Below are 22,448 nucleotides of genomic sequence, written 5' to 3'. Positions count from 1 at the left end.
GCAGCCGTACGAAGGCCCCGGCCGGGATCTCTCCCGGCCGGGGCCTTCGCGTACCGCTCTCAGCGCCGCCGCATGTCCGCCACGCGGGGCCGGTCGGCCGCTCCCGGCTCCGGGAGGGAGACCGCGCTGCGCAGCTGGGGCCCGCCGCGCCGCTGGACGGGCAGCGGTGACTCCCGGCGCGGGCGGCGGCCCGGCAGGCCCTCGCCGCCGGACGGCACCGCGGTGCCCGCCACGGTGATCTGGACGCCCTGGTCGGCCAGCGCCTGGAGCTCGGTCTGCGCCCGGTCGTCGTGCGCCGGCGGTTCGTCCGTGACCAGCCTGGTGATCACGTCGGTCGGCACGGTCTGGAACATGGTGTCGGTGCCCAGCTTGGTGTGGTCGGCGAGGACCACCACCTCGGCCGCCGCCTGCACCAGCGCCCGGTCCACGCTCGCGGAGAGCATGTTGGAGGTCGACAGGCCGCGCTCCGCGGTGAGCCCGCTGCCGCTGAGGAAGGCCCGCGAGACCCGCAGCCCCTGGAGGGACTGCTCGGCACCGCTGCCCACCAGGGCGTAGTTGGAGCCCCGCAGGGTGCCGCCGGTCATCACGACCTCGACCCGGTTGGCGTGGGCCAACGCCTGGGCCACCAGGAGGGAGTTGGTGACGACGGTGAGTCCGGGCACCCGGGCGAGCCGGCGGGCCAGCTCCTGGGTCGTGGTGCCCGCGCCGACGACCACGGCCTCGCCTTCTTCGACGAGACCCGCGGCGACATCGGCGATGGCGGTCTTCTCCGCCGTCGCGAGATGGGACTTTTGCGGAAAGCCGGACTCCCGCGTGAAACCGCCCGGCAAGACCGCACCGCCGTGCCGGCGGTCGAGGAGTCCTTCTGCCTCCAGTGCCCGCACGTCCCGCCGTACGGTCACTTCGGAGGTCTGGACGACGCGGGCGAGCTCACGGAGCGATACCGCTCCGTTGGCACGCACCATTTCGAGGATCAGTTGGCGACGTTCAGCAGCGAACACGAAACTGACAGTAACCCCAACGACCGTCTGCTTTCAGCTCTTTGCGCCGAATTACAGGAGTTGTTCGCAGGGCGGGGCAACTAGTGGTATACGCAAGCCAAAGACTGTGCGTACCGCCCGCGGCGGCTCGTCGCCCCGCCCCAACGCCCTTGCGGAAAGGGGTGGTTAGACCTCTCCGGTCGCCTTGCGGGTGTGCAGCTGGCGGGCGACCTCCGCGATCGAACCCGACAGCGAGGGGTACACGGTGAACGCGTTTGCGATCTGCTCGACCGTCAGGTTGTTGTCGACCGCGATCGAGATGGGGTGGATCAGCTCGCTCGCGCGCGGGGAAACGACCACGCCGCCGACCACGATGCCCGTGCCGGGTCGGCAGAACAGCTTCACGAAGCCGTCCCGGATGCCCTGCATCTTGGCGCGCGGGTTGCGCAGCAGCGGCAGCTTGACCGTACGGGCCTCGATCTTGCCCGCGTCCACGTCGGCCTGCGTGTAGCCGACGGTGGCGATCTCCGGGTCGGTGAAGACGTTCGAGGAGACCGTCTTGAGGTTCAGCGGGGCCACCGCGTCGCCCAGGAAGTGGTACATCGCGATGCGTCCCTGCATGGCCGCCACCGACGCCAGCGCGAAGATGCCGGTGACGTCGCCGGCCGCGTACACGCCCGGGGCGGAGGTGCGGGAGACCTTGTCGGTCCAGATGTGGCCCGAGTCCTTCAGGCGGACGCCGGACTCCTCCAGGTTCATGTCCTTGGTGTTCGGGATCGCGCCGACCGCCATCAGGCAGTGCGTGCCGGAGATGACCCGGCCGTCGGCCAGCGTGACCTCGACCCGGTCGCCGACCCGCTTGGCGGACTCGGCACGGGCGCGGGAGATGACGTTCATGCCGCGGCGGCGGAACACGTCCTCCAGCACGGCGGCCGCGTCAGGGTCCTCGCCCGGCAGCACGCGGTCGCGGGAGGAGACGAGCGTGACGCGGGAGCCCAGCGCCTGGTACGCGCCGGCGAACTCGGCACCGGTGACACCGGAGCCGACCACGATGAGCTCCTCGGGCAGCTCCTCCAGGTCGTAGACCTGGGTCCAGTTGAGGATCCGCTCGCCGTCGGGCAGCGCGTCGGGGATCTCGCGCGGGTGGCCGCCGGTCGCGATCAGCACGGCGTCGGCGGTCAGGATGGTCTCGGTGCCGTCGGCGGCCGTGACGATGACGTCCCGGGTGCCGTCGATGCCCTGCGGGCCGCCGAGCTTGCCGCGGCCGCGCAGGACGCGGGCGCCGGCGCGGGTGACGGAGGCCGTGATGTCGTGGGACTGGGCCAGCGCGAGGCGCTTCACACGCCGGTTGACCTTGCCGAGGTCCACGCCGTGCACCCGGGCCGCCTCCTCCAGCGGAGGGGTGTCGTCGGCGACGATGATGCCGAGCTCCTCGTAGGAGGAGTCGAAGGTGGTCATCACCTCGGCCGTCGCGATGAGGGTCTTCGACGGAACGCAGTCGGTCAGCACCGACGCCCCGCCCAGACCGTCGCAGTCGACGACGGTCACCTCCGCACCGAGCTGGGCGCCGACCAGCGCCGCCTCATACCCGCCGGGTCCGCCGCCGATGATCACGATCCGGGTCACGAAAAAGCCGCCTCACGTCAACCCGGCCGGCTGCCGCCCCGGCCGGGGTCCGGGGTGAACCCCGGGGGATGCTGTCCGTACCCCATTCTCCCGCACGCTTCAAGGTGCTTCCGCACGGCCCGCCGCCCCTCCTTCCGGGACCCGGCCCGTACGCATCCGCGGCACACTCGGACGGCACCCACGGCCGCCCCTCCCGTACCCTCGACACCATGTCGCTCTACGCCGCGTACGCCGGCAACCTCGACGCGCGGCTGATGACCCGCCGCGCACCGCACTCCCCGCTGCGTGGCACGGGGTGGCTCAACGGGTGGCGGCTCACCTTCGGGGGTGAGCAGATGGGCTGGGAGGGCGCCCTCGCGACGATCGTCGAGGCCCCCCGCTCCCAGGTCTTCGTCGCCCTGTACGACATCGCGCCGCTCGACGAGGACTCCATGGACCGGTGGGAGGGCGTCGGCCTCGACATCTACCGCCGGATGCGGGTCCGCGTGGACACGCTGGACGGCGAGGAACCGGCCTGGGTGTACGTGCTGAACGGCTATGAGGGCGGCCTGCCCTCCGCCCGCTACCTCGGGGAGATCGCCGACGCCGCCGAGTCCGCCGGCGCCCCCCACGACTACGTGATGGAGCTGCGCAAGCGCCCCTGCTGACGGCCCGCGGGAAGGCCCCGGCGGGCCTTCCCGCCCCTCCGGGAGCCCTCCCGGAACGCCACAAGCGGCAAATCGTCGGAAACGACAAAGCAACGATCGGAACACCGTGAGCTGTGCCATCTACGCGCGTAGGGATTGAGCGGCTACCCTCGTCCGCGTGAACGCATCTGTTACCGACCCCCACGCTGCCGCCGCCGACGCCGCCGCCCGTCTGCGCGAGCTGACCGGCGCCGAGACGCACGACGTCGCCCTGGTGATGGGCTCCGGCTGGGCCCCCGCCGCCGAGGCCCTGGGCGCCCCCGAGTCCGAGTTCCCCGTCACCGAGCTGCCCGGCTTCCCGCCGCCGGCCGTCGAGGGACACGGCGGCAAGATCCGCTCGTACAAGATCGGCGACAAGCGCGCGCTGCTCTTCCTCGGCCGCACCCACTACTACGAGGGCCGCGGCGTCGCCGCCGTCGCCCACGGCGTCCGCACGGCCGTCGCCGCCGGCTGCAAGACCGTGGTCCTCACCAACGGCTGCGGCGGACTGCGCGAGGGCATGAAGCCCGGCCAGCCGGTCCTGATCAGCGACCACCTGAACCTCACCGCGGCCTCGCCGATCGTCGGCGCGAACTTCGTGGACCTGACCGACCTGTACTCGCCGCGCCTGCGCGCGATGTGCAAGGAGATCGACCCCTCCCTGGAGGAGGGTGTCTACGTGCAGTTCCCCGGCCCGCACTACGAGACCCCGGCCGAGATCAACATGATCCGCGTCCTGGGCGCCGACCTGGTCGGCATGTCGACCGTCCTGGAGGCCATCGCGGCCCGTGAGGCGGGCGCCGAGGTCCTGGGCATCTCCCTGGTCACCAACCTGGCGGCGGGCCTCTCCGGCGAGCCCCTGAACCACGAGGAGGTCCTGCAGGCGGGCCGCGACTCGGCCGCCCGCATGGGCCAGCTGCTCACCCAGGTCCTCGCCCGGATCTGAGCCGCAGGACGCGACGCGACGTACGAGAAGAGGCGGATGTAGTGCAGGACGACCTGATCACCCGGGCCCGGGCCTGGCTGGCCGAGGACCCGGACCCGGAGACCGCGGCGGAGCTGGCCGCGCTCGTCGACGCCGGTGACACCGCGGAGCTGGCCGACCGGTTCTCCGGCACCCTCCAGTTCGGCACCGCGGGACTGCGCGGCGAGCTCGGCGCCGGCCCGATGCGGATGAACCGCGCCGTGGTGATCCGCGCCGCGGCCGGTCTCGCCGCGTACCTCAAGGCCCAGGGCCACGACGGCGGCCTCGTCGTCGTCGGCTACGACGCGCGGTACAAGTCCGCCGACTTCGCGCGCGACACCGCCGCCGTGATGACCGGCGCCGGGCTGCGGGCGGCCGTGCTGCCGCGCCCGCTGCCCACGCCCGTCCTCGCGTACGCCATAAGGCACCTGGGCGCCGTCGCCGGCGTCGAGGTGACCGCGAGCCACAACCCGCCCCGGGACAACGGCTACAAGGTCTACCTGGGCGACGGCTCGCAGATCGTGTCCCCCGCGGACGCGGAGATCGCCGAGCAGATCGCGGCGGTCGGCGCGCTGGCCTCCGTACCCCGGCCGGACAACGGCTGGCAGCAGCTCGGCGACGAGGTCCTGGAGGCCTACCTGGCGCGTACGGACGCCGTCCTGACCCCCGGGTCCCCCCGGGGCGTGCGGACCGTCTACACGGCCATGCACGGCGTCGGCAAGGACGTGGTGCTGGCCGCCTTCGACCGGGCCGGGTTCCCCGCGCCCGTGCTGGTCGAGGAGCAGGCCGAGCCCGACCCGGCCTTCCCCACGGTGGCCTTCCCCAACCCGGAGGAGCCGGGCGCCATGGACCTGGCGTTCGCCACGGCCGCCCGCGTGAACCCGGACATCGTGATCGCGAACGACCCGGACGCGGACCGCTGCGCGGTCGCGGTCCCGGACGACGCGGCCGAGGGCGGCTGGCGGATGCTGCGGGGCGACGAGGTCGGCGCGCTGCTGGCGGCCCACCTGGTGCACAAGGGCGCGCAGGGCACGTTCGCCGAGTCGATCGTGTCCTCCTCGCTGCTGGGCCGGATCGCGGACGCCGCGGGCCTGCCGTACGAGGAGACGCTGACCGGCTTCAAGTGGATCAGCCGCGTCGAGGGCCTGCGCTACGGGTACGAGGAGGCGCTCGGCTACTGCGTGGACCCCGAGGGCGTCCGCGACAAGGACGGCGTCACGGCCGCCCTGCTGGTCGCCGAGCTGGCCTCGGTGCTCAAGGAGCAGGGCCGCACGCTCACCGACCTGCTGGACGACCTGGCCATGGAGCACGGCCTGCACGCCACCGACCAGCTGTCGGTGCGGGTCCAGGACCTGTCGGTGATCGCGGACGCGATGCGCGCCCTGCGCGAGCGGCCGCCGGTCTCCCTGGCCGGCCTGCGGGTGGTCTCGGCCGAGGACCTGTCGGAGGGCGCCGGCAAGCTGCCGCCCACGGACGGGCTGCGCTACCACCTCGACGGCACCTACAAGGCGCGGGTGATCGTCCGCCCGTCCGGCACGGAGCCCAAGCTCAAGTGCTACCTGGAGGTCGTCGTGCCGGTGGCCGACGCCGCCGACCTGGCCCCGGCCCGCGTGCGCGGCGCCGAGGTGCTGGCGGGCATCAAGAAGGACCTCGCGGCCGCCGCGGGCATCTGACCCCGGCCTGCGGAAGGGCCCCGGACCTGCCGGATGCCGTTGGTTTATTCGGGTCCTTCTACTTCGCCCCGTCGATCGTTTGGTCGGCGGGGCGAAGTGCTGCGAAGTGGCTGGTGCGGGTGCGGGCCCGGGGTGTGCCGGTGAGGTGGGCGTCGATGCGGGCGAGGTTGATGGCGGCGCCGGTGAGCTGGTGCTGGAGGCTGGTCTTCGCCAGGCCGCGGTAGCGGGATCGGCGCAGGCCGCAGCGTCCGACGGCCTGGGCGATGGTGCCCTCGATGCCGGCGCGGGTCTTGTATCGCTCCTTCCAGGTGTCGGTGTCCTGGTCGGCGCGGGACTGGCGGAGGGCCTCGTGTTCCTCGCGGGGTCGCAGGGTCAGGCGCCGGCCGACGCTGGAGGTGGTGCACTGCTCGCGGTGAGTCCCTCCACGAACTGCAGCACCAGCACGAGCGCCAGGCGGCCTGGTGACCAGGCAGGCTTCCCCCGCGACGGGAACAGATCCGCGAACTCCTCGTCGCGGAACAGCGGCCCCAGCTCGTCCCGGACCCGGATCGCCAGACTCCCCTTCGGGAACGCGGCCCGCGCCACCCGCACTGTCTCCGCGGGAACCACCACCGGTTCCTTCGGCTGCATCGACACCTGCACCCGCCCCAAACGACAACGTCGGTCTTCAAGGACCCAACCGGCTCTTGAAGACCGACGTCACGCGAACCCCCGAATTGACCAACGGCATCCTGCCGGTCCGGGGCCCTTCCGCGTCCCGGCGCGCGTGCCGTGCCGGACCGTGCTGTGCTCGTAAGTGGGAAAGCCCCGCGAGCACGGGAGGAACCATGGCGACCAAGAACCTGCGGGCCCGCGACATCATGACCGCGGGTGTGCAGTGCTGCGGCGAGCACCAGACGCTGCTCGACGCCGCGCGCATGATGCGGGACCTCGACGTCGGCTGTCTGCCCATATGCGGCGACGACCAGCGCCTCCAGGGCCTGATCACCGACCGGGACATCGTGATGAAGTGCTGTGCCGAGGGCCTGGACCCGGCCACGATGAAGTGCGGAGAGCTGGCCGGCACCCTCCACTGGGTGTCCGCCGAGGCCGGCGCCCAGGAGGCGGTGGACACGATGGAGGTCCACCAGATCAAGCGCCTGCCGGTGATCGACGTGTCGAACGGCCACCGTCTGATCGGCATGATCACCGAGGCCAACGTGGCGAAGAACCTGTCGGACGCGGAGATCGCCGCCTTCGTGAGCCGCGTGTACGTGGCCCACTGACGGCACGCCGCGCCGCCACACCGGAACCACACCCCCACGCCGGCCGGGACGTCCCGCACACGCGCCCCGGCCGGCGGCCGCACCGCCGCGCGGCCGGCCGCGCGTGCCCCACGCCGGCCCCGCGTGCCCTACGGCATCGGGGCGGGCTTGAGCACCGCGAAGGGCGCCCCGTGCGGGTCCGCGAGCCAGGCGATCGTGCCGACGTCCGGCAGGTCCGTCGGCGGCATCAGCACCGAGCCGCCCGCCGCCTCGGCCTTCGCGGCCGTCGCGGCCGCGTCCGCCACCGCGAAGTACGGGATCCAGCGCGCCGGCACCTCCTCGGCGTGCGGCACCGCCTCGGAGGGCGCGACCCCGCCGAAGGAGGCGTCCTGGATGTCGCCGTCGGCCGTCGACAGCACGCGGTACGTCATCCCGGGCGCGGGCATGTCCTGGGACCGCCAGCCGAACAGGGAGCCGTAGAACTCGATCGAGGCGACCGGGTCGTCGGACAACAGCTCGACCCACACCAGCGTGTCGTCCTCCGAGGTCTTGCCGAGACCCCTGGTCCTGCCCGGCTGCCAGACGGCGAACTGGGCACCGCGGGGGTCGGTGAACTGGCCCATCCAGCCCTCCCCCATGACGTCCATCGGCTCGGCGCGGACCGTGCCGCCGCCCTTGGTCACGGCCTCCGCCGTCGCCTGGGCGTCGTCGGTGCCGAAGTACACCATCCAGGCCGGCCGGGCGCCCTCCTCCGTGAGCGGGCCCACGGCGGCGACCGTCTTGCCGCCCAGCTCGAAGAAGCCGTAACCCCCGGCCTCGGGGCCCGCGGAGACGAAGTGCCAGCCGAAGACGGCGCCGTAGAACGCGGCGGTCGCGTCGGTGTCGGGCGAACCGAGGTCGAGCCAGCTGGGCGAGCCGTGCACGAATGCGGTACCGAGCATGCGGGATCCCTCCAGGGGTTCCGGGTGCGGATGTCCCCGGCCACCCTGGCGGAAACGGCACTCCCCGCGCCCCCGACTCCCCGCGGGGTCATCCCCTCGGAGGACCTCCGGCCACGGCGTCCTACGTAGGCGAGGGGGTCGCCCGTACGATCTCGCCGAGCGTCGGCACGGCCTCGGGCCGGGCCCGCACCGCCTCCGTGCACTCCCACGCGCGCGGCGGGTCGGCGTCGGGGCCGCCCAGCACCACCGGGCCCCCGGGCCGCGCGGCGGTGTCGGCGAAGGTGCACACGATCTGCGCCAGCGCCAGCGGCGGCAGGTCCTCGGGCTTGCGGCTCAGCCGCAGCGTCCCCTTGGGGTCACCGGCCCGCGCGGGCGCCACGCCCAGCCCGTCCGGCACCCCGGTCGAGAACCCGGCGTCCCGCTCCTCCGCGGTCGGGTCCTTCTGCAGCTCGGCCAGCAGCGCCTGCGCCTCGCGCACCGGCTTCTTCTCGACGCCCGGCAGCACCCGCTTCACGCCCACCAGCTGGGAGCCGCAGACCAGTTCGACGTCGGCCGTCACCTCGTCGCCGACCGGGCGCACGTGGTCCGCCGGCGTGTCGCACGAGACCCGCGAGGGGGCCGCGCCCACGTCGACGGGCACGGTGGTGGCCCGGATCCCGCACCCGGAACCGAGCAGGCCCACGCCCACCACCGAGGCGACCACGCCCCACACCCAGCGGGCCCTCATCGTGCACCGGCCTCTCCGAGCGGCGGCACCGGCAGCCGCAGTGTGAACAGCGCGCCGCCCTCCGGCGCGTTCTCGGCGGTGATGTCACCGCCGTGGATGTGGGCGTTCTCCATCGCGATGGAGAGCCCGAGACCGCTGCCGTCCGAACGCGGCCGGGAGGCACTGGCCTTGTAGAACCGGTCGAAGACGTGCGGCAGCACGTCCTCCGGGATGCCGGGGCCGTTGTCCTTCACGGCGATGACCAGCGTGTCGCCGTCCCGGGCCGCCTCGGTGCGCACGGACACCCGCACCGGGGACCCGCCGTGCTTGAGGGCGTTGCCGATCAGGTTGGCCAGGATCACGTCGAGGCGGCGCGGGTCCAGGCGCACCACGATCCCGCGCTCCGCGTCGAGTTCGACCGCGTCCAGCCAGGCCCGGGCGTCGATGCAGGCCGTCACCTGGTCCGCGACGTCCACGTCGTCGACCACCAGGCGGGCCGTGCCCGCGTCGAAGCGGGTGACCTCCATGAGGTTCTCGACCAGGTCGTTGAGCCGCCTCGTCTCGCTCACCACGAGCGTCACCGCGGGTGCGATCATCGGGTCGAGGCCGTCGACCTCCTCCTCCAGCACCTCTGTGACCGCGGTCAGGGCCGTCAGGGGCGTGCGCAGCTCGTGCGACATGTCGGCCACGAACCGGCGGCTGGACTCCTCGCGGGCGCTCATGTCCGCGACCTTCTTCTCCAGCGCCTCCGCCGTCTTGTTGAACGTGTGCGAGAGGTCGGCGAGTTCGTCGGTGCCGGACACGTCGAGCCGCGTGTCGAGCTCGCCCTCGCCCAGCCGCCTGGCCGCGTCGCCCAGCCGCTGCACGGGCTTGAGCACGGTGGTGGCCGCCGCCTGCGCGAGCAGCGCGGAACCCAGCAGCGCGAGCGCCGTCGCGATGCCGAGCGACCAGGCCAGGGAGTTCAGGTCCGCCCGCTCCTGCGCCAGCGACTTGTACATGTAGCCGGTCGGCCCGCCGCCGACGATCCGGGTGCCGCCGACCAGGTACGGGTTGCCCCGGGGCTTCGTACGCTGCCAGTACACGTGGTACTCGGAGTCGTTGCCCGCGGTGACCTTCTGGCGGTCGTTCACCGCGTGCTGGAGCGACTTGGGCACCTCGGCCAGCGAGAACGCATCGGGACCCGCCGAGCCGAAGACCTTCCGGCCGTCCTTCTTCTCGTCGACCAGCAGCACGCTGTAGCCCGGGCTGCTGCCCGCCATCAGCTCCGCGGTGCGCTGGAGTTCCTCCGGCGTCGGGTCGCCGGGCAGCGCGGCGGCACGGTTCTGCATCTCCTGCCGGAAGTCCCCCAGGGCGGCGTCCTGGGTACGGGTCAGCACGGCCTCGCGGTTGAGCCAGTACGCGATCCCGGAGGCGGACACGGCGGCGGTCAGCGCGACCAGCGCGAACACGATGATGAGCCGCAGTCGCAGGCTGGTCCAGCGCCTGCCCGCGAGCAGCGGGCGGATCACTGCGGGGAGTCCAGGCGGTAGCCGACGCCGCGCACGGTCCGGATCAGCGTGGGCGAGGACGGCACGTCCTCGACCTTGGCGCGCAGCCGCTGCACGCACGCGTCCACCAGGCGCGAGTCACCCAGGTAGTCGTGTTCCCAGACCAGCCGCAGCAGCTGCTGGCGCGACAGCGCCTGTCCCGGCCTGCGGCTCAGCTCCAGCAGCAGCCGCAGCTCCGTCGGCGTGAGCTGCAGGTCCTCGCCGTTCTTGGTCACGGTCATGGCGGCCCGGTCGATCACCAGCGACCCGAAGACCGCGGAATCACTGGCCTCGCGCTCGCCGCGGCGCAGCACGGCACGGATACGGGCGTCCAGCACCCGGCCCTGGACGGGCTTGACGACGTAGTCGTCCGCCCCGGACTCCAGCCCGACCACCACGTCGATGTCATCGCTGCGCGCGGTGAGCAGGATGATCGGCAGCTGGTCGGTGCGGCGGATCCGGCGGCACACCTCGAAGCCGTCGATCCCGGGCAGCATCACGTCCAGCACGATCAGGTCCGGCCGCTGCTCGCGCAGCAGCTTCAGGCCGTCCTCGCCCGTCGCCGCGGTGGCCACACGGTGGCCCTGGCGTGACAGGGAGAGTTCGAGGGCCGTGCGGATGGCGTCGTCGTCCTCGATCAGCAACAGGAAAGGCACGCGCTCATTCTGTCCCATGGGCCGTTCCCCTTTCGACCGTCAGGACGCCCCTTCCCGCCGCCGCGCCGCGCCGCGCGGGGACGCGCCGGCCGCTGTGACAGGCCTGTGACAGTCGACGGACACCCCGGTTAAGTCGGGCGGGCAGGCTTCTGGTCAACGGAACGAACAGACTCCAAGACGGGGGGCGCGAGATGAACACGCTGCACAGCACCACCACCAGCGCGGTTGTCACGCGGCTGCACGATGCGACCCGTCGAGCGGGGGGTGCGGGTGTCCGTACCGGGATCCGCCAGCGGGCCGCACACGTGGTGGCCATCGACGCGAACACGTACCAGGTCCCGGTCGAGGAGCAGCTCTCCTCGACGGCCGAGGCCGAGTTCACCGCCTACGTCCAGGAGCGCCGCGCCTCGCTCTACGCGACCGCGTACCACCTGACGGGCGACCGCCACGAGGCCGAGGACCTGCTCCAGAGCGCCCTGTTCTCCACGTACCGCGCCTGGGACCGGATCAGCGACAAGGCGGCCGTCGGCGGCTACCTGCGCCGCACGATGACCAACCTGCACATCAGCGCCTGGCGCCGGCGCAAGCTCAACGAGTACCCGACCGAGGAGCTGCCCGAGACGGTCGGCGAGACGGACGCGATGCGCGGCACCGAGCTGCGCGCGGTGCTCTGGCAGGCGCTGGCGAAGCTGCCCGAGCCGCAGCGCACGATGCTGGTGCTGCGCTACTACGAGGGCCGCACCGACCCGGAGATCGCGGAGATCCTGGACATCAGCGTCGGCACCGTGAAGTCGAGCATCTGGCGCTCCCTGCGCCGGCTGCGCGACGACGAGACTCTGAGCTTCGGCCAGTCCGAGGCGGAGTCCTTCGGCGAGCTGGTGGCGTAGTCGCACACGCCACCAGCTGGGTACCACGGGCCACGGGGGACCGTCCTACGGGGGTGGGACGGGGGCCATGGGGGATGAGGGAGCGGGACCGGAAGCCGTCGGGGGTCGGCTGAAGGTCCCGCTCCTTCGCGTTTCCGTACGGACGCGGCTACGCGGCGGCGGTGGTGGTGCTGTCGGCCGTGGAGCGGTGGCGGCCGGCGGCCGCCGCGGCGAGGCGGCCCAGCGCCTCGTCCCGGGCGCACGCGTGGGCCCCCAGGGCGGTGTGCCGGGCGACGATCCCGCGCTCGGCCCGCATCAGCCGCCAGCCGCGGCGCAGCAGGAACGGCACGGACTTCCGGCCCTCGCGCAGGTCGCGCAGCAGCCGGCGGCGGAACGTCGTCGACGGACGGCCGCGCAGGCAGATCGCGTCGGCCAGCAGCCCGAGCTCCTGGCACCGGGCGACGATGTCCGCCGCGAAGATGCCCTCGGCGATGAACAGCGGGGTCCGGGAGATGTCCAGCGTCTCCGTGCCGGTGCGCGAGCTCGTCGAGATGTCGTAGACCGGCACCTCGGTGCGCCCGGTGCGGCAGAGCGCGGCGACGGCGGCGACGGCCGTGTCGGCGTCCCAGGAGAGCGGGGAGTCCCAGTCGATGTCGGAGCTGCCCTCGACCAGGGGGAGGGAGGGGTCGGTGCCCTCCTTGTAGAAGTCGTCCAGGCGCAGCACGGGCAGCCCGGACCGGGCGGCCAGCGAGGACTTGCCGGACCCCGAGGGACCCGTCAGCAGGACGACACGCGTGGGAAGGGGAGATGAACAGCTCACGGAACACCAGTGTGCGGCATTACCCCGCGTAGGGGACCCACCGGAGGCCCGGTTGGTATTCAGCATCACATGTCAACTACGCTGCGTGCGCATCCGATTACCCGATCAGGTGGGATCCCATGGCACGTCACGCACTCCCAGGAAACACCCGGCGCGCGCTGCTCGGCGCGGGACTGACGGTCTCGATGGCAGGGGCGGCGCTCGGCATCGCGGGCACGGCGGCGCACGCGGACGAGGTCTCCGTGCCGCACGCGCTGGCGGGGGCGGTGGGCCCCTTGAAGGGGTTGCAGGTGGACCCGCTGGCCAATACCGGGGTGGACCCGCTCGACAACGGGGTGGGCACCTCCGTGGGCGGGTTCAAGCCGGTCAGCACCACGGCGGTGACGGACACGATCACCAAGGGCGCGAAGATCGGCGAGCTGCCGGGGGTCGCGCTGCTCTCGCCGCTGCTGCCGGGCTGAGGTCCGTACCGGATACGGCGGAGCCCCCGGCCGCGGTGTGCGCGGCCGGGGGCTCCGTACGGAGTGCTGCGGGTCAGTACGACGAGCCGGAGGCGCCCAGGGAGCCCGTGGGGTGCCAGACGGTCTTCGTCTCCAGGAACGCCGTCATGCGCTTCGTGCCCGGGTCGGCCGCCCAGTCGTCCACAGGCTGTGGACGGAGGACGCGCTTCAGGTTGTCCGCCGCCGCGACCTCCAGGTCCTTGGCGAGGGCCGCGTCGGCGCCCGCCAGGTCGATCGCGTTGACGTCCTGGTGCGCGGCCAGGTGCGGGCCCATCTCCGCGGCCTTGCCGGAGAGGATGTTGACCACGCCGCCGGGCAGGTCGGAGGTGGCCAGCACCTCGCCCAGGGAGAGGGCGGGGAGCGGGGACTTCTCCGAGGCGATGACGACGGCGGTGTTGCCGGTGGCGATCACGGGGGCGATCACCGAGACCAGGCCCAGGAAGGACGAGTCCTGCGGGGCGACGACGGTCACGACGCCGGTCGGCTCCGGGGTGGACAGGTTGAAGAACGGACCCGCGACCGGGTTGGCGCCGCCCACGACCTGGCCGATCTTGTCCGTCCAGCCCGCGTACCAGACCCAGCGGTCGATCGCCGCGTCCACGACCGCGCCGGCCTTGGACTTCGACAGGCCCTCGGCCTCGCCGACCTCGCGCACGAACTGGTCCCGGCGGCCCTCCAGCATCTCGGCGATGCGGTAGAGGATCTGGCCGCGGTTGTACGCGGTCGCGCCGGACCAGCCGCCGAAGGCCTTGCGGGCCGCGACGACGGCGTCACGGGCGTCCTTGCGGGAGGAGAGGGGAGCGTTGGCCAGCCACTTGCCCTTGCTGTCGGTCACCTCGTACACCCGGCCGCTCTCGGAGCGGGGGAACTTGCCCCCGACGTACAGCTTGTAGGTCTTGAAGACGTTCAGACGGGTCGACTCAGACATCGAGGTAAGCCTCCAGGCCGTGGCGGCCGCCCTCGCGGCCGAAGCCCGACTCCTTGTAGCCGCCGAAGGGCGAGGTCGGGTCGAACTTGTTGAACGTGTTGGCCCAGACGACGCCGGCGCGCAGCTTGTTCGCGACGGCGAGGATGCGGGAGCCCTTCTCCGTCCAGATGCCCGCGGACAGGCCGTACTGGCTGTTGTTGGCCTTGGCGACGGCCTCGTCCGGCGTGCGGAAGGTCAGCACGGACAGCACCGGGCCGAAGATCTCGTCGCGGGCGACGGTGTGGGCCTGGGTGACCTTGGTGAACAGGGTCGGGGCGAACCAGTAGCCGGCGGAGGGCAGTTCGCAGGCCGGGGACCAGCGCTCGGCGCCCTCGGCCTCGCCGGTCTCGGCGAGGGCGGTGATGCGGGCGAGCTGCTCGGCGGAGTTGATGGCGCCGATGTCGGTGTTCTTGTCCAGCGGGTCGCCCAGCCGCAGGGTGGACAGGCGGCGCTTGAGGGAGTCCAGCAGCTCCTCGTGGATCGACTCCTGGACCAGCAGGCGGGAGCCCGCGCAGCAGACCTGGCCCTGGTTGAAGAAGATACCGTTGACGATGCCCTCGACGGCTTGGTCGATGGGGGCGTCGTCGAAGACGATGTTGGCGCCCTTGCCACCCAGCTCCAGGGTGACCTTCTTGTCGGTGCCGGCGATCTGGCGGGCGATGGCCTTGCCGACCGCGGTCGAGCCGGTGAAGGCGACCTTGTTGACGTCCGGGTGCTCGACGAGGGCGGCGCCCGTGTCGCCGAAGCCGGGGATGATGTTGACGACGCCCCTGGGCAGGCCGGCCTGGCGGCAGATGTCCGCGAAGAACAGCGCCGAGAGGGGGGTCGTCTCCGCGGGCTTGAGGACCACGGTGTTGCCGGTGGCGAGCGCCGGGGCGATCTTCCAGGCCAGCATGAGCAGCGGGAAGTTCCACGGGATGACCTGGCCGGCCACGCCGAGGGGGCGCGGGTTCGCGCCGTAGCCGGCGTGGTCGAGCTTGTCGGCCCAGCCCGCGTAGTAGAAGAAGTGCGCGGCGACCAGGGGGAGGTCCGCGTCGCGGGTCTCCTTGATCGGCTTGCCGTTGTCCAGGGTCTCCAGGACGGCGAGCTCGCGGCTGCGCTCCTGGATGATCCGGGCGATCCGGAAGAGGTACTTGGCGCGCTCGGAGCCGGGCAGCGCGGACCAGGACGCGAAGGCCTTGCGGGCGGCCTTCACGGCGCGGTCGACGTCGGCGGCACCGGCCTGGGCGACCTCGGCGAGGACCTCCTCGGAGGACGGCGAGACGGTCTTGAAGACCTTGCCGTCGGCGGCCTCGGTGAACTCGCCGTCGATGAACAGGCCGTACGACGGTGCGATGTCGACGACGGAACGCGATTCCGGCGCCGGTGCGTACTCGAATGCGGATGCCATGGGAATCAGTCCACCGTCACGTAGTCGGGGCCGGAGTAACGGCCGGTGCTCAGCTTCTGGCGCTGCATGAGCAGGTCGTTCAGCAGGCTGGACGCGCCGAAGCGGAACCACTCGTTGGTCAGCCAGTCGTCGCCCGCGGTCTCGTTGACCAGGACCAGGAACTTGATGGCGTCCTTGGTGGTCCGGATGCCTCCGGCGGGCTTCACGCCCACCTGGATTCCAGTCTGCGCCCTGAAGTCCCGAACGGCTTCGAGCATGAGCAGGGTGTTCGCGGGGGTGGCGTTGACGCCGACCTTGCCGGTCGAGGTCTTGATGAAGTCGGCGCCCGCGAGCATGCCGATCCAGGAGGCGCGGCGGATGTTGTCGTACGTCGACAGCTCGCCGGTCTCGAAGATGACCTTCAGCCGGGCGGCGCTGCCGTCCTCGCGGACGCACGCCTCCCTGACGGCCTTGATCAGCTCGTAGGTCTCCAGGTAGCGGCCCGCGAGGAACGCGCCGCGGTCGATGACCATGTCGATCTCGTCGGCACCGGCGGCGACGGCGTCGCGGGTGTCGGCGAGCTTCACCGGGAGGGCCGCGCGGCCGGCGGGGAAGGCCGTGGCCACGGAGGCCACCTTCACGTCGGCGCCGTTCAGCGCTTCCCTGGCCGTGGCCACCATGTCGGGGTAGACACAGACGGCGGCGGTCATCGGGGTGGTGCGGTCGGTCGGGTCGGGGTTGACGGCCTTGGCGGCGAGCGCCCGGACCTTGCCCGGGGTGTCAGCGCCTTCCAGCGTCGTCAGGTCGATCATCGAAATGGCCAGGTCGATGGCGTACGCCTTGGCCGTGGTCTTGATCGAACGGGTGCCGAGCGCGGCAGCGCGCGCTTCCAGGCCGACGGCGTCCACGCCGGGCAGCCCGTGGAGGAAGCGGCGCAGTGCGCTGTCGGACGTCGTCACGTCAGCGAATGCGGTGATGGTGGGCATGGTCACCAGATGAGCATATCTACGCGCGTAGCGACCTGTCACCCCCCACCGCTCCTCCGAGCCCGACGTGACACATCTGTGATGGGTGGGGGCCGCCGACGGGGCCGCTCCGCTGCGTCCCGCGGGGCGCGGTGAGGCAGAATCGCGCACATGACCACTCCCCCGCCCCCGGCCGAGCCCGTCTACGCGGACCGCACCTACCGGTCCCCCGCCGCGCTGGTGGCCGGCGTCCTGCTGCTGGCCCTCCTCGGCTGGCTGTGCGGGGACGCGATCGTGCGCGGCACGGGGCGGGCTCCCTGGTTCGCCGGGGCCTCGCTGCTGCTGGGCGTGCCGCTGATCGTCGCCTTCACCCTGCGGCCGGTGGTCTTCGCCAACGACGACCGGCTGCGCGTGCGCAACCCGTTCCGGCTGATCGTGGCCCCCTGGGGGGCCGTCGACGCGCTGCGCGCCGCGTACTCCGCGGAGCTGCTCGCGGGCGGGAAGAAGTACCAGCTGTGGTCGGTCCCGGTCTCCCTGCGCCAGCGGAAGCGCGCCAACCGCACCTTCAGCCGCCGCGACGCGATCACCGGCACCTCGGCCGGGTCGGCCGCGGCGCCCCGGGAGGACCGCCGGGCCACCGCCGACCGCACCATCGCGGAGCTGAACGAGCTCCACGAGCGGAACGCCGGGCGGCCGAGCGCGCAGGGTGGGATCACGGTCCGCTGGGCTTACGAGATCCTCGTACCGCTCGCCGCGGGCGTGGTCATGTTCGTGGTGCTGCTCGCCACAGGGTGACCCGGGCAACCACCCGGAACCGCGCCGGGCGGACCCGGCGTCCCTCAAGGCGTGCAACACCGTCATGAGCTGGGCGGCAGTGCCGCCATACGACTCCGCGCCCTGAGCTGCGTGCTGCTCCTCGCGCACCTCGCGCTGGTCGGCTGGGTGACGCTGCGCCCGCTCGACGTGCCGTGGGCGGCGGCCGCGAACCTGAGCCCGCTGGAGGGGATCCGGGCGGACCTCGCGTACGGGCCCGTGGAGGCGGCGCGCAGGATCGGCGAGGGGCTCGTCCTGCTGGCGCCGCTCGGTGTCCTGCTCCCGCTGGCCGGCGGGCGGCTGGCCGTCTCGCCGCTGGCCTCGTTCGTCCGTACCACCGCCGCCGGGGCGCTCGTCTCGGCCGCGATCGAGCTGCTGCAGACCGGGGTGCCGGGGCAGGTGGTGGACGTGGACTCGCTGCTGCTGAACACCGCCGGAGTGGCGCTGGCGCACCTGGCCGTCGTACCGGTGCTACGGGCCCGGCTGCGGCGTGCGCGGGCGGCGGCGCGGGCCGCCGAGCCGCCCGCCGGGCCCGGACCTCAGGGGTCGACCCCGAGGATTTCCAGGGTCGGGATCGCCCCGTGGAGCGAGGTGCTGTCCGCGGTGCCGCGGGAGTATTGAGGCATCGCAGAAAGCGAGCCGACACAAGGAGTGACCATGAGCGCGCCTCTTATCCGCCCGTCCGAGGGACGAATGATCGGCGGCGTCTGCGCCGCGCTGGCGCGACGCTTCGGCACCTCGGCGACCACGATGCGGGTGATCTTCCTGGTGTCGTGCCTGCTGCCGGGTCCGCAGTTCCTGCTGTACCTGGCGCTGTGGGCGCTGCTGCCCTCGGAGAAGAGCCCGAAGACCGCCTGGTAGGACGCGCCGCTCAGTGGGCGGTGTGGGCCAGCTTCTCCAGCTGCTTGTCCGCCACCTCGTGGGGGACCTCGGCCTTCTTGCCCGCGGCGGCCACGTTGAGCGCCATCATCCGGACGACGGTGGAGCCCTTGCGTACGACGACCAGGTGCACCGGCGCGGAGACGCCCTCGGCGGCCGCGGTGGTGGTCCAGCTGATGCTCTCGTCGCCGCCCACCCGGTAGTCGGCGGCCCGCACCTCGGTGTAGGTGCCGGTCTGCTTCTCGACCGTGGCGGAGAACCCTCCGCCGCAGGCCGCCACGGCCTCGCGCAGCCGGTCGACCAGACGCTTCGCGTCGGCCTCGGCATAGCTGCTGAGGGAGGCCGAGACCGCGAGGCCGACCTGCTTCTGCGAGCCGATGCCACGGTTCACGGTCTCGCCCGCGGCCGGGTCGGGCTTGTCGCCCATGACGTCCGCCAGCGGCTGGCAGGCCTTCTTGTCGGCCTGCGGCTGGCCGTCCGGTGCCGAGGGGTTCTTGGCCTGTGCCGAGATCTGGTATCCGGCCAGGTCGCCCTGGACCAGCGCGGCCCGTTCCAGCGGGGTGCGGGCCGGGGTCGCGGCGCCGGCGGCGGCGCTCGCGCCGGGGCTTCCGGAGCTCTTGCCCTCGGGACGGTTCTCCGTACCGCCGCCGCATCCCGCGGCGAGCAGCAGGGCAGGGACGGTGAGGAGCGCCGCCGCGCCCCTGGCCTTCACGCGCATGATGGTGACCTCATCATCCGGATGTAGAGCGGAAGTTGGGGGCGATGGTGGCACAGTGCACGGTGGGGCACACACCCGGTCGAAAGGGTGTGCGCCCCAGGGTGCCCGCGTTCGAGCGCGGCAACGTCAGCCGAGGGGGCCGCCGAGCGGCACGCCGCCGAGCAGGCCGGTGAGGCCGGCGACCGGGTCGGAGGCGTCGCTCTGGGACACCTGACCGCCCTCGGCGTCCTGGGTGTGGTTCAGGGTGTTCTGGAGCGGACCGGCGACACCCGCGACGGTGCCGAGCGCGTCGGCGACGCCCACGGCGGGGGTCGCGGAGGCGGTGCCGGCGGCGGCCGCGGCGAAGGCGGCGCCGAGGACGGCGACACCGAGGGTCTTGGCAGCTGACTGCTTCATGAAATCCAGTCCTTGCGACGGGGAATTGAGCGGCTCCGCAAACTAGCCATGCCAAACCACGTCCCGCAAACATCCTTAAATACGAGGAAGCGCCCGGGAATTGGATCCCGGGCGCTTCCCCGCGTCAGCCGTCCGGCCGCTAGGCGGAGACAGAACCGCTGGTGGAGGCGGTCTGGCGGAAGAGCCACTCCGACTTGAGCTCGGCGTAGCCGGGCTTGATCACGTCGTTGATCATCGCAAGTCGTTCATCGAAAGGAATGAACGCGGACTTCATGGCATTGACGGTGAACCACTGCATGTCGTCGAGCGAATAGCCGAACGTGTCGACCAGGTGCTCGAACTCGCGGCTCATGCTGGTGCCGCTCATCAGTCGGTTGTCGGTGTTGACCGTCAGCCGGAAGTGCAGCCGGCGCAGCAGGCCGATCGGGTGCTCGGCGTACGAGGCGGCCGCACCGGTCTGCAGGTTCGAGGTGGGGCACATCTCCAGGGGGATGCGCTTGTCGCGCACGTACGAGGCCAGGCGGCCCAGCGTCACGCTGCCGTCGGCGGCGACCTCGATGTCGTCGATGATCTTCACGCCGTGGCCGAGCCGGTCGGCGCCGCACCACTGGAGCGCCTGCCAGATCGACGGCAGGCCGAATGCCTCGCCCGCGTGGATCGTGAAGTGGTTGTTCTCGCGCTTGAGGTACTCGAACGCGTCGAGGTGGCGGGTGGGCGGGAAGCCCGCCTCCGCACCGGCGATGTCGAAGCCGACGACGCCGTTGTCCCGGTAGCGGTTGGCCAGTTCGGCGATCTCCAGGGCGCGGGCCGCGTGGCGCATCGCGGTCAGCAGGGCGCCGACGCGGATGCGGTGGCCGTTGGCCTTGGCGCGGCGCTCGCCCTCGCGGAAGCCCTCGTTGACGGCCTCGACGACCTCTTCGAGGGTCAGACCGCCCTCCAGGTGCTGCTCGGGCGCGTAGCGGATCTCGGCGTAGACCACGCCGTCCTCGGCCAGGTCCTCGGCGCACTCGGCGGCGACACGGAAGAGCGCGTCCCGGGTCTGCATGACGGCGCACGTGTGCGCGAACGTCTCCAGGTAGCGCGGCAGGGAGCCGGAGTCGGCGGCTTCGCGGAACCAGATGCCGAGCTTGTCGGCGTCGGTCTCGGGGAGGTTCTCGTAGCCCGCCTCGGCGGCCAGCTCGATGATCGTCCCGGGGCGCAGCCCGCCGTCCAGGTGGTCGTGCAGCAGCACCTTCGGGGAGCGGCGGATCTGATCCGGCGTGGGCAGGTTGGGGGTCTCGCTCGTCATCTCCGCACTGTAACGCCTACGCGCGTAGAGCGCTGGGGCAGCAGTGTCGGTCGATACGTAACAGTGACCGTGCGGACGGGTGGCGTACACCTCCCGGTCCGAGACTGTTCGGCCGTGACTCCACCCACCGCCGAAGCGGCGGGCTTCCTGGACCGCCGGCCAGGCGGACTCGATGCCCGCCTTCCGCTCCGTTGTGGTGCGAGCACTGATCGGCGAGCATCTCCGTCAGGGCGTGCGCCTGCCGGGCGGCGGGGCGGAGGAGGAACACGTACGCACGGCAAGATCGCTGCCCTCCCCGTGCCTGCCGGTCACCGCCCGGGCGGCGCCGTGCCCGGCGACACCGGCGACGCGGTGACCTCCGGCGCTGCACGCTCCGGGTCACGGACTCGACTCCCCTCACCGACCGAGGCCGGTGATCCCCTCGAAAGAAGGTCTGATGGATCGGCATGCGACCCGTCTCGGACGGGCGAACGGCACGGCACGGGCGGTCAGCGGTGTGGTGCTCCTGCTGCCGGGCGCCTCCCCCTTGGTGCCCGGTCCCGTCCGGTCTCTGGCCCGGGAGCTGGCGCGGGCCGGGGCGGCCGAGGGCCTGGTCACCCACGTCGTGCGGTACGCGGACCGGCGCGGGGACCTGGCCCGCGACGCGGAGTGGGGCGCGGACGAGGCGGTACGGCGCTACGGCGACGTGCCGATATGCCTGGCCGGCTTCGGGGCGGGCGGACTGGCGGCACTGCGCGCGGCCGGACACGGGGCCGTCAACTCGGCTCTGGCGCTTGCGCCTTGCGTACCGGAGGGCGAGGCGGGGCCCTCCCCTGAACCGGTGAAACACCTTTCCGGGCGGCAGGTGTTGATCGTGCACGGCACCGACGACGCCCGCACGGACCCGGAGTTGTCGTTCCGGCTGGCCTCCCGCGCGAAGAAGGCGAACCGCAGCACGGCCCGCTTCGAGGTGCACTCCGACGGACACGGACTGCGCGAGCACCGGGCCGAAGTGGTGGCGCTGGCCGTGGACTTCGTCCTGGGCGCGGTGCTCGCCCGCCGGTACTCGCGCCCGGTGACCGACGCGCTGGCCGCCCCGCCGCCGCTGGGCCTGCGGATGCCGCTGGCCTCGGGCTTCGGCCGCTCGCTGCGGGGGTAGGCGGGGGCGGCCGCGGCGCGGGTGGGGGCACGCGGGTGGGGCCCGGGCGGGCGCACGTGCCCCCACCGCGGTTCCTTCGGCCGCGGCTCCGGGCAGGCCCTAGCGCCGGCTCGCGACCGGGTGCAGCAGGGCCGAGGCGCGGGCGAGCGTGGCGGCCAGGGCCGGGGCGGTGGCGGCCGCGGCCAGCACGTACGCGTGGTGGAAGGAGCCCGAGGGTGGCCGGCGTACCGTCGCCCCGACCGGGACCCGGAGGGTCACCCGGACCACCCCCGGCACCGCGCGGGCCGGGCCAGCTCCCGCTGCGAGGTCCGGTGCCCCGGCGGGAAGTCCAGGTAGCGCAGGCCCACGTGCGGGGCTCCGGGGCGGCGTACCGGCTCGGGCAGCCCGAGGCCGGCGGCCAGGGCCAGGGCCAGCGGGTCGGTGCCGTGGGCGAGGCGGAACAGGGCGGCCAGCTCCTCGTCCCCGGGCCGGGCGTGGGTCTCCACCAGACGGGGCCCGTGCTCGGTGATGATCAGCTCGGTGTGCGAGGGGCCGTCGCGGTGCCCGGTCAGGTCCAGTACGGCGGCCACCAGCCGGTGGACCGCGGCGCGGACCGACGGGGCGAGGGAGTACGGGAGTTCGTGCCCGGTGGCGGCGAGGCGGTCGTCGCCCGCGGGCAGCCGGCGCGCCCAGCCGAGTATCCGGTGCCGGCCGCCGCGCGAGAACGCCTCGACGGTCAGTTCGGGCCCCTCCAGGAACTCCTCCACCA

The 22,448-nt window shown here is 72.7% G+C and carries 26 protein-coding genes and 1 pseudogene; 10 read left to right on the top strand and 17 right to left on the bottom strand.

All coding sequences use genetic code 11. The features are described 5' to 3' along the window. Nucleotides 1-59: 59 nt before the first annotated feature. Nucleotides 60-1,001 (bottom strand): DeoR/GlpR family DNA-binding transcription regulator, encoded by a 942-nt coding sequence (locus tag ACIF6F_RS15505; protein WP_399946447.1) that lies wholly within the window; start codon nucleotides 999-1,001, stop codon nucleotides 60-62. 165 nt (nucleotides 1,002-1,166) lie between these two features. Then, complete coding sequence (locus tag ACIF6F_RS15500) at nucleotides 1,167-2,606, bottom strand: NAD(P)H-quinone dehydrogenase (RefSeq protein ID WP_399946444.1); 1,440 nt, start codon at nucleotides 2,604-2,606, stop codon at nucleotides 1,167-1,169. A 209-nt stretch (nucleotides 2,607-2,815) separates the two neighbouring features. Here ACIF6F_RS15500 and ACIF6F_RS15495 point away from each other — a divergent pair, with 209 nt between their 5' ends. The 3 genes from ACIF6F_RS15495 to ACIF6F_RS15485 all read left to right on the top strand — a co-directional run bounded on the left by ACIF6F_RS15495 (nucleotide 2,816) and on the right by ACIF6F_RS15485 (nucleotide 5,908). Then, entirely contained in the window at nucleotides 2,816-3,253 is a 438-nt protein-coding gene (locus ACIF6F_RS15495) for a gamma-glutamylcyclotransferase (RefSeq protein WP_399946441.1), read from the top strand. A gap of 157 nt (nucleotides 3,254-3,410) precedes the next feature. After that, on the top strand, nucleotides 3,411-4,217 hold the full coding sequence (locus ACIF6F_RS15490) for a purine-nucleoside phosphorylase (protein WP_399946438.1): 807 nt from the start codon (nucleotides 3,411-3,413) through the stop codon (nucleotides 4,215-4,217). A 41-nt stretch (nucleotides 4,218-4,258) separates the two neighbouring features. Continuing rightward, on the top strand, nucleotides 4,259-5,908 hold the full coding sequence (locus ACIF6F_RS15485; RefSeq protein WP_399946436.1) for a phospho-sugar mutase: 1,650 nt from the start codon (nucleotides 4,259-4,261) through the stop codon (nucleotides 5,906-5,908). 58 nt (nucleotides 5,909-5,966) lie between these two features. Here ACIF6F_RS15485 and ACIF6F_RS15480 read toward each other — a convergent pair. After that, nucleotides 5,967-6,296 (bottom strand): annotated as a pseudogene (locus tag ACIF6F_RS15480) (transposase); the annotation flags it as partial. After that, nucleotides 6,281-6,517 carry a hypothetical protein gene (locus tag ACIF6F_RS15475; protein WP_399946561.1) on the bottom strand — a complete coding sequence of 79 codons (237 nt, stop codon included), beginning with the start codon at nucleotides 6,515-6,517 and terminating at the stop codon, nucleotides 6,281-6,283. The gene ACIF6F_RS15475 and the pseudogene ACIF6F_RS15480, both read right to left, overlap by 16 nt. A gap of 218 nt (nucleotides 6,518-6,735) precedes the next feature. On the opposite strand from ACIF6F_RS15475, the gene ACIF6F_RS15470 reads away from it, so the two are divergent. Beyond that, complete coding sequence (locus ACIF6F_RS15470; protein ID WP_399946433.1) at nucleotides 6,736-7,173, top strand: CBS domain-containing protein; 438 nt, start codon at nucleotides 6,736-6,738, stop codon at nucleotides 7,171-7,173. Nucleotides 7,174-7,301: 128 nt separating this feature from the next. Here ACIF6F_RS15470 and ACIF6F_RS15465 read toward each other — a convergent pair whose 3' ends face one another. From ACIF6F_RS15465 to afsQ1, 4 genes are all read right to left on the bottom strand, one after another. Continuing rightward, entirely contained in the window at nucleotides 7,302-8,093 is a 792-nt protein-coding gene (locus ACIF6F_RS15465; RefSeq protein WP_399946431.1) for a VOC family protein, read from the bottom strand. Between the two features lie 121 nt (nucleotides 8,094-8,214). Beyond that, nucleotides 8,215-8,820: a hypothetical protein gene (locus ACIF6F_RS15460; RefSeq protein ID WP_399946428.1), complete on the bottom strand. Its 606-nt coding sequence runs from the start codon at nucleotides 8,818-8,820 to the stop codon at nucleotides 8,215-8,217. Then, on the bottom strand, nucleotides 8,817-10,307 hold the full coding sequence (locus tag ACIF6F_RS15455) for an ATP-binding protein (protein ID WP_399946425.1): 1,491 nt from the start codon (nucleotides 10,305-10,307) through the stop codon (nucleotides 8,817-8,819). Before ACIF6F_RS15455 ends, ACIF6F_RS15460 begins: the two co-directional genes overlap by 4 nt. Continuing rightward, the gene (afsQ1, locus tag ACIF6F_RS15450; protein ID WP_399946423.1) at nucleotides 10,304-10,981 is read right to left on the bottom strand and encodes a two-component system response regulator AfsQ1; all 678 of its coding nucleotides are present in this window, start codon (nucleotides 10,979-10,981) and stop codon (nucleotides 10,304-10,306) included. The genes ACIF6F_RS15455 and afsQ1 overlap by 4 nt, the downstream gene beginning before the upstream one ends. A 191-nt stretch (nucleotides 10,982-11,172) precedes the next feature. Here afsQ1 and ACIF6F_RS15445 point away from each other — a divergent pair, with 191 nt between their 5' ends. Next, nucleotides 11,173-11,868: a SigE family RNA polymerase sigma factor gene (locus ACIF6F_RS15445; protein ID WP_399946420.1), complete on the top strand. Its 696-nt coding sequence runs from the start codon at nucleotides 11,173-11,175 to the stop codon at nucleotides 11,866-11,868. A gap of 148 nt (nucleotides 11,869-12,016) precedes the next feature. On the opposite strand, the gene ACIF6F_RS15440 is transcribed toward ACIF6F_RS15445, so the two are convergent. Then, the gene (locus ACIF6F_RS15440; protein WP_399946418.1) at nucleotides 12,017-12,733 is read right to left on the bottom strand and encodes a uridine kinase; all 717 of its coding nucleotides are present in this window, start codon (nucleotides 12,731-12,733) and stop codon (nucleotides 12,017-12,019) included. A 53-nt stretch (nucleotides 12,734-12,786) separates the two neighbouring features. On the opposite strand from ACIF6F_RS15440, the gene ACIF6F_RS15435 reads away from it, so the two are divergent. Further along, complete coding sequence (locus ACIF6F_RS15435) at nucleotides 12,787-13,128, top strand: hypothetical protein (RefSeq protein ID WP_399946415.1); 342 nt, start codon at nucleotides 12,787-12,789, stop codon at nucleotides 13,126-13,128. A 73-nt stretch (nucleotides 13,129-13,201) separates the two neighbouring features. On the opposite strand, the gene ACIF6F_RS15430 is transcribed toward ACIF6F_RS15435, so the two are convergent. The 3 genes from ACIF6F_RS15430 to deoC are packed head-to-tail and all read right to left on the bottom strand — an operon-like array spanning nucleotide 13,202 to nucleotide 16,489. After that, complete coding sequence (locus ACIF6F_RS15430) at nucleotides 13,202-14,095, bottom strand: aldehyde dehydrogenase family protein (RefSeq protein WP_399946412.1); 894 nt, start codon at nucleotides 14,093-14,095, stop codon at nucleotides 13,202-13,204. Then, a complete protein-coding gene (locus tag ACIF6F_RS15425; protein WP_399946409.1) occupies nucleotides 14,088-15,524 on the bottom strand; it encodes an aldehyde dehydrogenase family protein in 1,437 nt (478 codons plus the stop codon). Before ACIF6F_RS15425 ends, ACIF6F_RS15430 begins: the two co-directional genes overlap by 8 nt. 5 nt (nucleotides 15,525-15,529) lie before the next feature. Then, nucleotides 15,530-16,489: a deoxyribose-phosphate aldolase gene (gene deoC / locus ACIF6F_RS15420; RefSeq protein WP_399946553.1), complete on the bottom strand. Its 960-nt coding sequence runs from the start codon at nucleotides 16,487-16,489 to the stop codon at nucleotides 15,530-15,532. A gap of 150 nt (nucleotides 16,490-16,639) precedes the next feature. Here deoC and ACIF6F_RS15415 point away from each other — a divergent pair, with 150 nt between their 5' ends. From ACIF6F_RS15415 to ACIF6F_RS15405, 3 genes are read left to right on the top strand one after another with little or no spacing between them, the layout of a single operon-like run. Continuing rightward, entirely contained in the window at nucleotides 16,640-17,263 is a 624-nt protein-coding gene (locus tag ACIF6F_RS15415; protein WP_399946407.1) for a PH domain-containing protein, read from the top strand. A gap of 51 nt (nucleotides 17,264-17,314) precedes the next feature. Beyond that, a complete protein-coding gene (locus tag ACIF6F_RS15410; RefSeq protein WP_399946404.1) occupies nucleotides 17,315-17,902 on the top strand; it encodes a VanZ family protein in 588 nt (195 codons plus the stop codon). 36 nt (nucleotides 17,903-17,938) lie between these two features. Continuing rightward, nucleotides 17,939-18,142 (top strand): PspC domain-containing protein, encoded by a 204-nt coding sequence (locus ACIF6F_RS15405; RefSeq protein ID WP_399946401.1) that lies wholly within the window; start codon nucleotides 17,939-17,941, stop codon nucleotides 18,140-18,142. Nucleotides 18,143-18,152: 10 nt separating this feature from the next. Here the strand turns inward: ACIF6F_RS15405 and ACIF6F_RS15400 are convergent, their stop codons facing one another. From ACIF6F_RS15400 to ACIF6F_RS15390, 3 genes are all read right to left on the bottom strand, one after another. Next, a complete protein-coding gene (locus ACIF6F_RS15400) occupies nucleotides 18,153-18,878 on the bottom strand; it encodes a hypothetical protein (RefSeq protein WP_399946398.1) in 726 nt (241 codons plus the stop codon). A 126-nt stretch (nucleotides 18,879-19,004) separates the two neighbouring features. Then, on the bottom strand, nucleotides 19,005-19,274 hold the full coding sequence (locus tag ACIF6F_RS15395) for a hypothetical protein (RefSeq protein ID WP_399946394.1): 270 nt from the start codon (nucleotides 19,272-19,274) through the stop codon (nucleotides 19,005-19,007). A 139-nt stretch (nucleotides 19,275-19,413) separates the two neighbouring features. Then, nucleotides 19,414-20,562 (bottom strand): adenosine deaminase, encoded by a 1,149-nt coding sequence (locus ACIF6F_RS15390; protein ID WP_399946393.1) that lies wholly within the window; start codon nucleotides 20,560-20,562, stop codon nucleotides 19,414-19,416. Between the two features lie 436 nt (nucleotides 20,563-20,998). Here ACIF6F_RS15390 and ACIF6F_RS15385 point away from each other — a divergent pair, with 436 nt between their 5' ends. Next, nucleotides 20,999-21,700 carry an alpha/beta hydrolase gene (locus ACIF6F_RS15385; protein WP_399946391.1) on the top strand — a complete coding sequence of 234 codons (702 nt, stop codon included), beginning with the start codon at nucleotides 20,999-21,001 and terminating at the stop codon, nucleotides 21,698-21,700. 99 nt (nucleotides 21,701-21,799) lie between these two features. Here ACIF6F_RS15385 and ACIF6F_RS15380 read toward each other — a convergent pair whose 3' ends face one another. Both ACIF6F_RS15380 and ACIF6F_RS15375 read right to left on the bottom strand, forming a co-directional pair. Next, complete coding sequence (locus ACIF6F_RS15380; protein ID WP_399946389.1) at nucleotides 21,800-21,958, bottom strand: hypothetical protein; 159 nt, start codon at nucleotides 21,956-21,958, stop codon at nucleotides 21,800-21,802. After that, nucleotides 21,955-22,446 (bottom strand): acetyl-CoA carboxylase biotin carboxylase subunit family protein, encoded by a 492-nt coding sequence (locus ACIF6F_RS15375; protein WP_399946387.1) that lies wholly within the window; start codon nucleotides 22,444-22,446, stop codon nucleotides 21,955-21,957. Before ACIF6F_RS15375 ends, ACIF6F_RS15380 begins: the two co-directional genes overlap by 4 nt. Between the last annotated feature and the right edge of the window lie 2 nt (nucleotides 22,447-22,448).

Source organism: Streptomyces sp. NPDC086023 (genome assembly GCF_044540325.1).
In the GTDB taxonomy this organism is placed as follows: domain Bacteria; phylum Actinomycetota; class Actinomycetes; order Streptomycetales; family Streptomycetaceae; genus Streptomyces.
Note: the sequence above shows the minus strand (reverse complement) of the source record. Positions and strands in the feature narration are given on the sequence as shown.

Excerpts from the sequence above, each read along its gene's own strand:
- ACIF6F_RS15390 (WP_399946393.1), bottom strand. The coding sequence starts at position 20,562 with ATGACGAGCGAGACCCCCAACCTGCCCACGCCGGATCAGATCCGCCGC.
- ACIF6F_RS15425 (WP_399946409.1), bottom strand. The coding sequence starts at position 15,524 with ATGGCATCCGCATTCGAGTACGCACCGGCGCCGGAATCGCGTTCCGTC.
- ACIF6F_RS15385 (WP_399946391.1), top strand. The coding sequence starts at position 20,999 with ATGGATCGGCATGCGACCCGTCTCGGACGGGCGAACGGCACGGCACGG.
- ACIF6F_RS15400 (WP_399946398.1), bottom strand. The coding sequence starts at position 18,878 with ATGCGCGTGAAGGCCAGGGGCGCGGCGGCGCTCCTCACCGTCCCTGCC.
- ACIF6F_RS15405 (WP_399946401.1), top strand. The coding sequence starts at position 17,939 with ATGAGCGCGCCTCTTATCCGCCCGTCCGAGGGACGAATGATCGGCGGC.
- ACIF6F_RS15430 (WP_399946412.1), bottom strand. The coding sequence starts at position 14,095 with ATGTCTGAGTCGACCCGTCTGAACGTCTTCAAGACCTACAAGCTGTAC.
- ACIF6F_RS15435 (WP_399946415.1), top strand. The coding sequence starts at position 12,787 with ATGGCACGTCACGCACTCCCAGGAAACACCCGGCGCGCGCTGCTCGGC.
- ACIF6F_RS15395 (WP_399946394.1), bottom strand. The coding sequence starts at position 19,274 with ATGAAGCAGTCAGCTGCCAAGACCCTCGGTGTCGCCGTCCTCGGCGCC.
- ACIF6F_RS15495 (WP_399946441.1), top strand. The coding sequence starts at position 2,816 with ATGTCGCTCTACGCCGCGTACGCCGGCAACCTCGACGCGCGGCTGATG.
- ACIF6F_RS15415 (WP_399946407.1), top strand. The coding sequence starts at position 16,640 with ATGACCACTCCCCCGCCCCCGGCCGAGCCCGTCTACGCGGACCGCACC.
- ACIF6F_RS15465 (WP_399946431.1), bottom strand. The coding sequence starts at position 8,093 with ATGCTCGGTACCGCATTCGTGCACGGCTCGCCCAGCTGGCTCGACCTC.
- ACIF6F_RS15445 (WP_399946420.1), top strand. The coding sequence starts at position 11,173 with ATGAACACGCTGCACAGCACCACCACCAGCGCGGTTGTCACGCGGCTG.
- ACIF6F_RS15440 (WP_399946418.1), bottom strand. The coding sequence starts at position 12,733 with ATGCTGAATACCAACCGGGCCTCCGGTGGGTCCCCTACGCGGGGTAAT.
- ACIF6F_RS15470 (WP_399946433.1), top strand. The coding sequence starts at position 6,736 with ATGGCGACCAAGAACCTGCGGGCCCGCGACATCATGACCGCGGGTGTG.
- deoC (WP_399946553.1), bottom strand. The coding sequence starts at position 16,489 with ATGCCCACCATCACCGCATTCGCTGACGTGACGACGTCCGACAGCGCA.
- ACIF6F_RS15460 (WP_399946428.1), bottom strand. The coding sequence starts at position 8,820 with ATGAGGGCCCGCTGGGTGTGGGGCGTGGTCGCCTCGGTGGTGGGCGTG.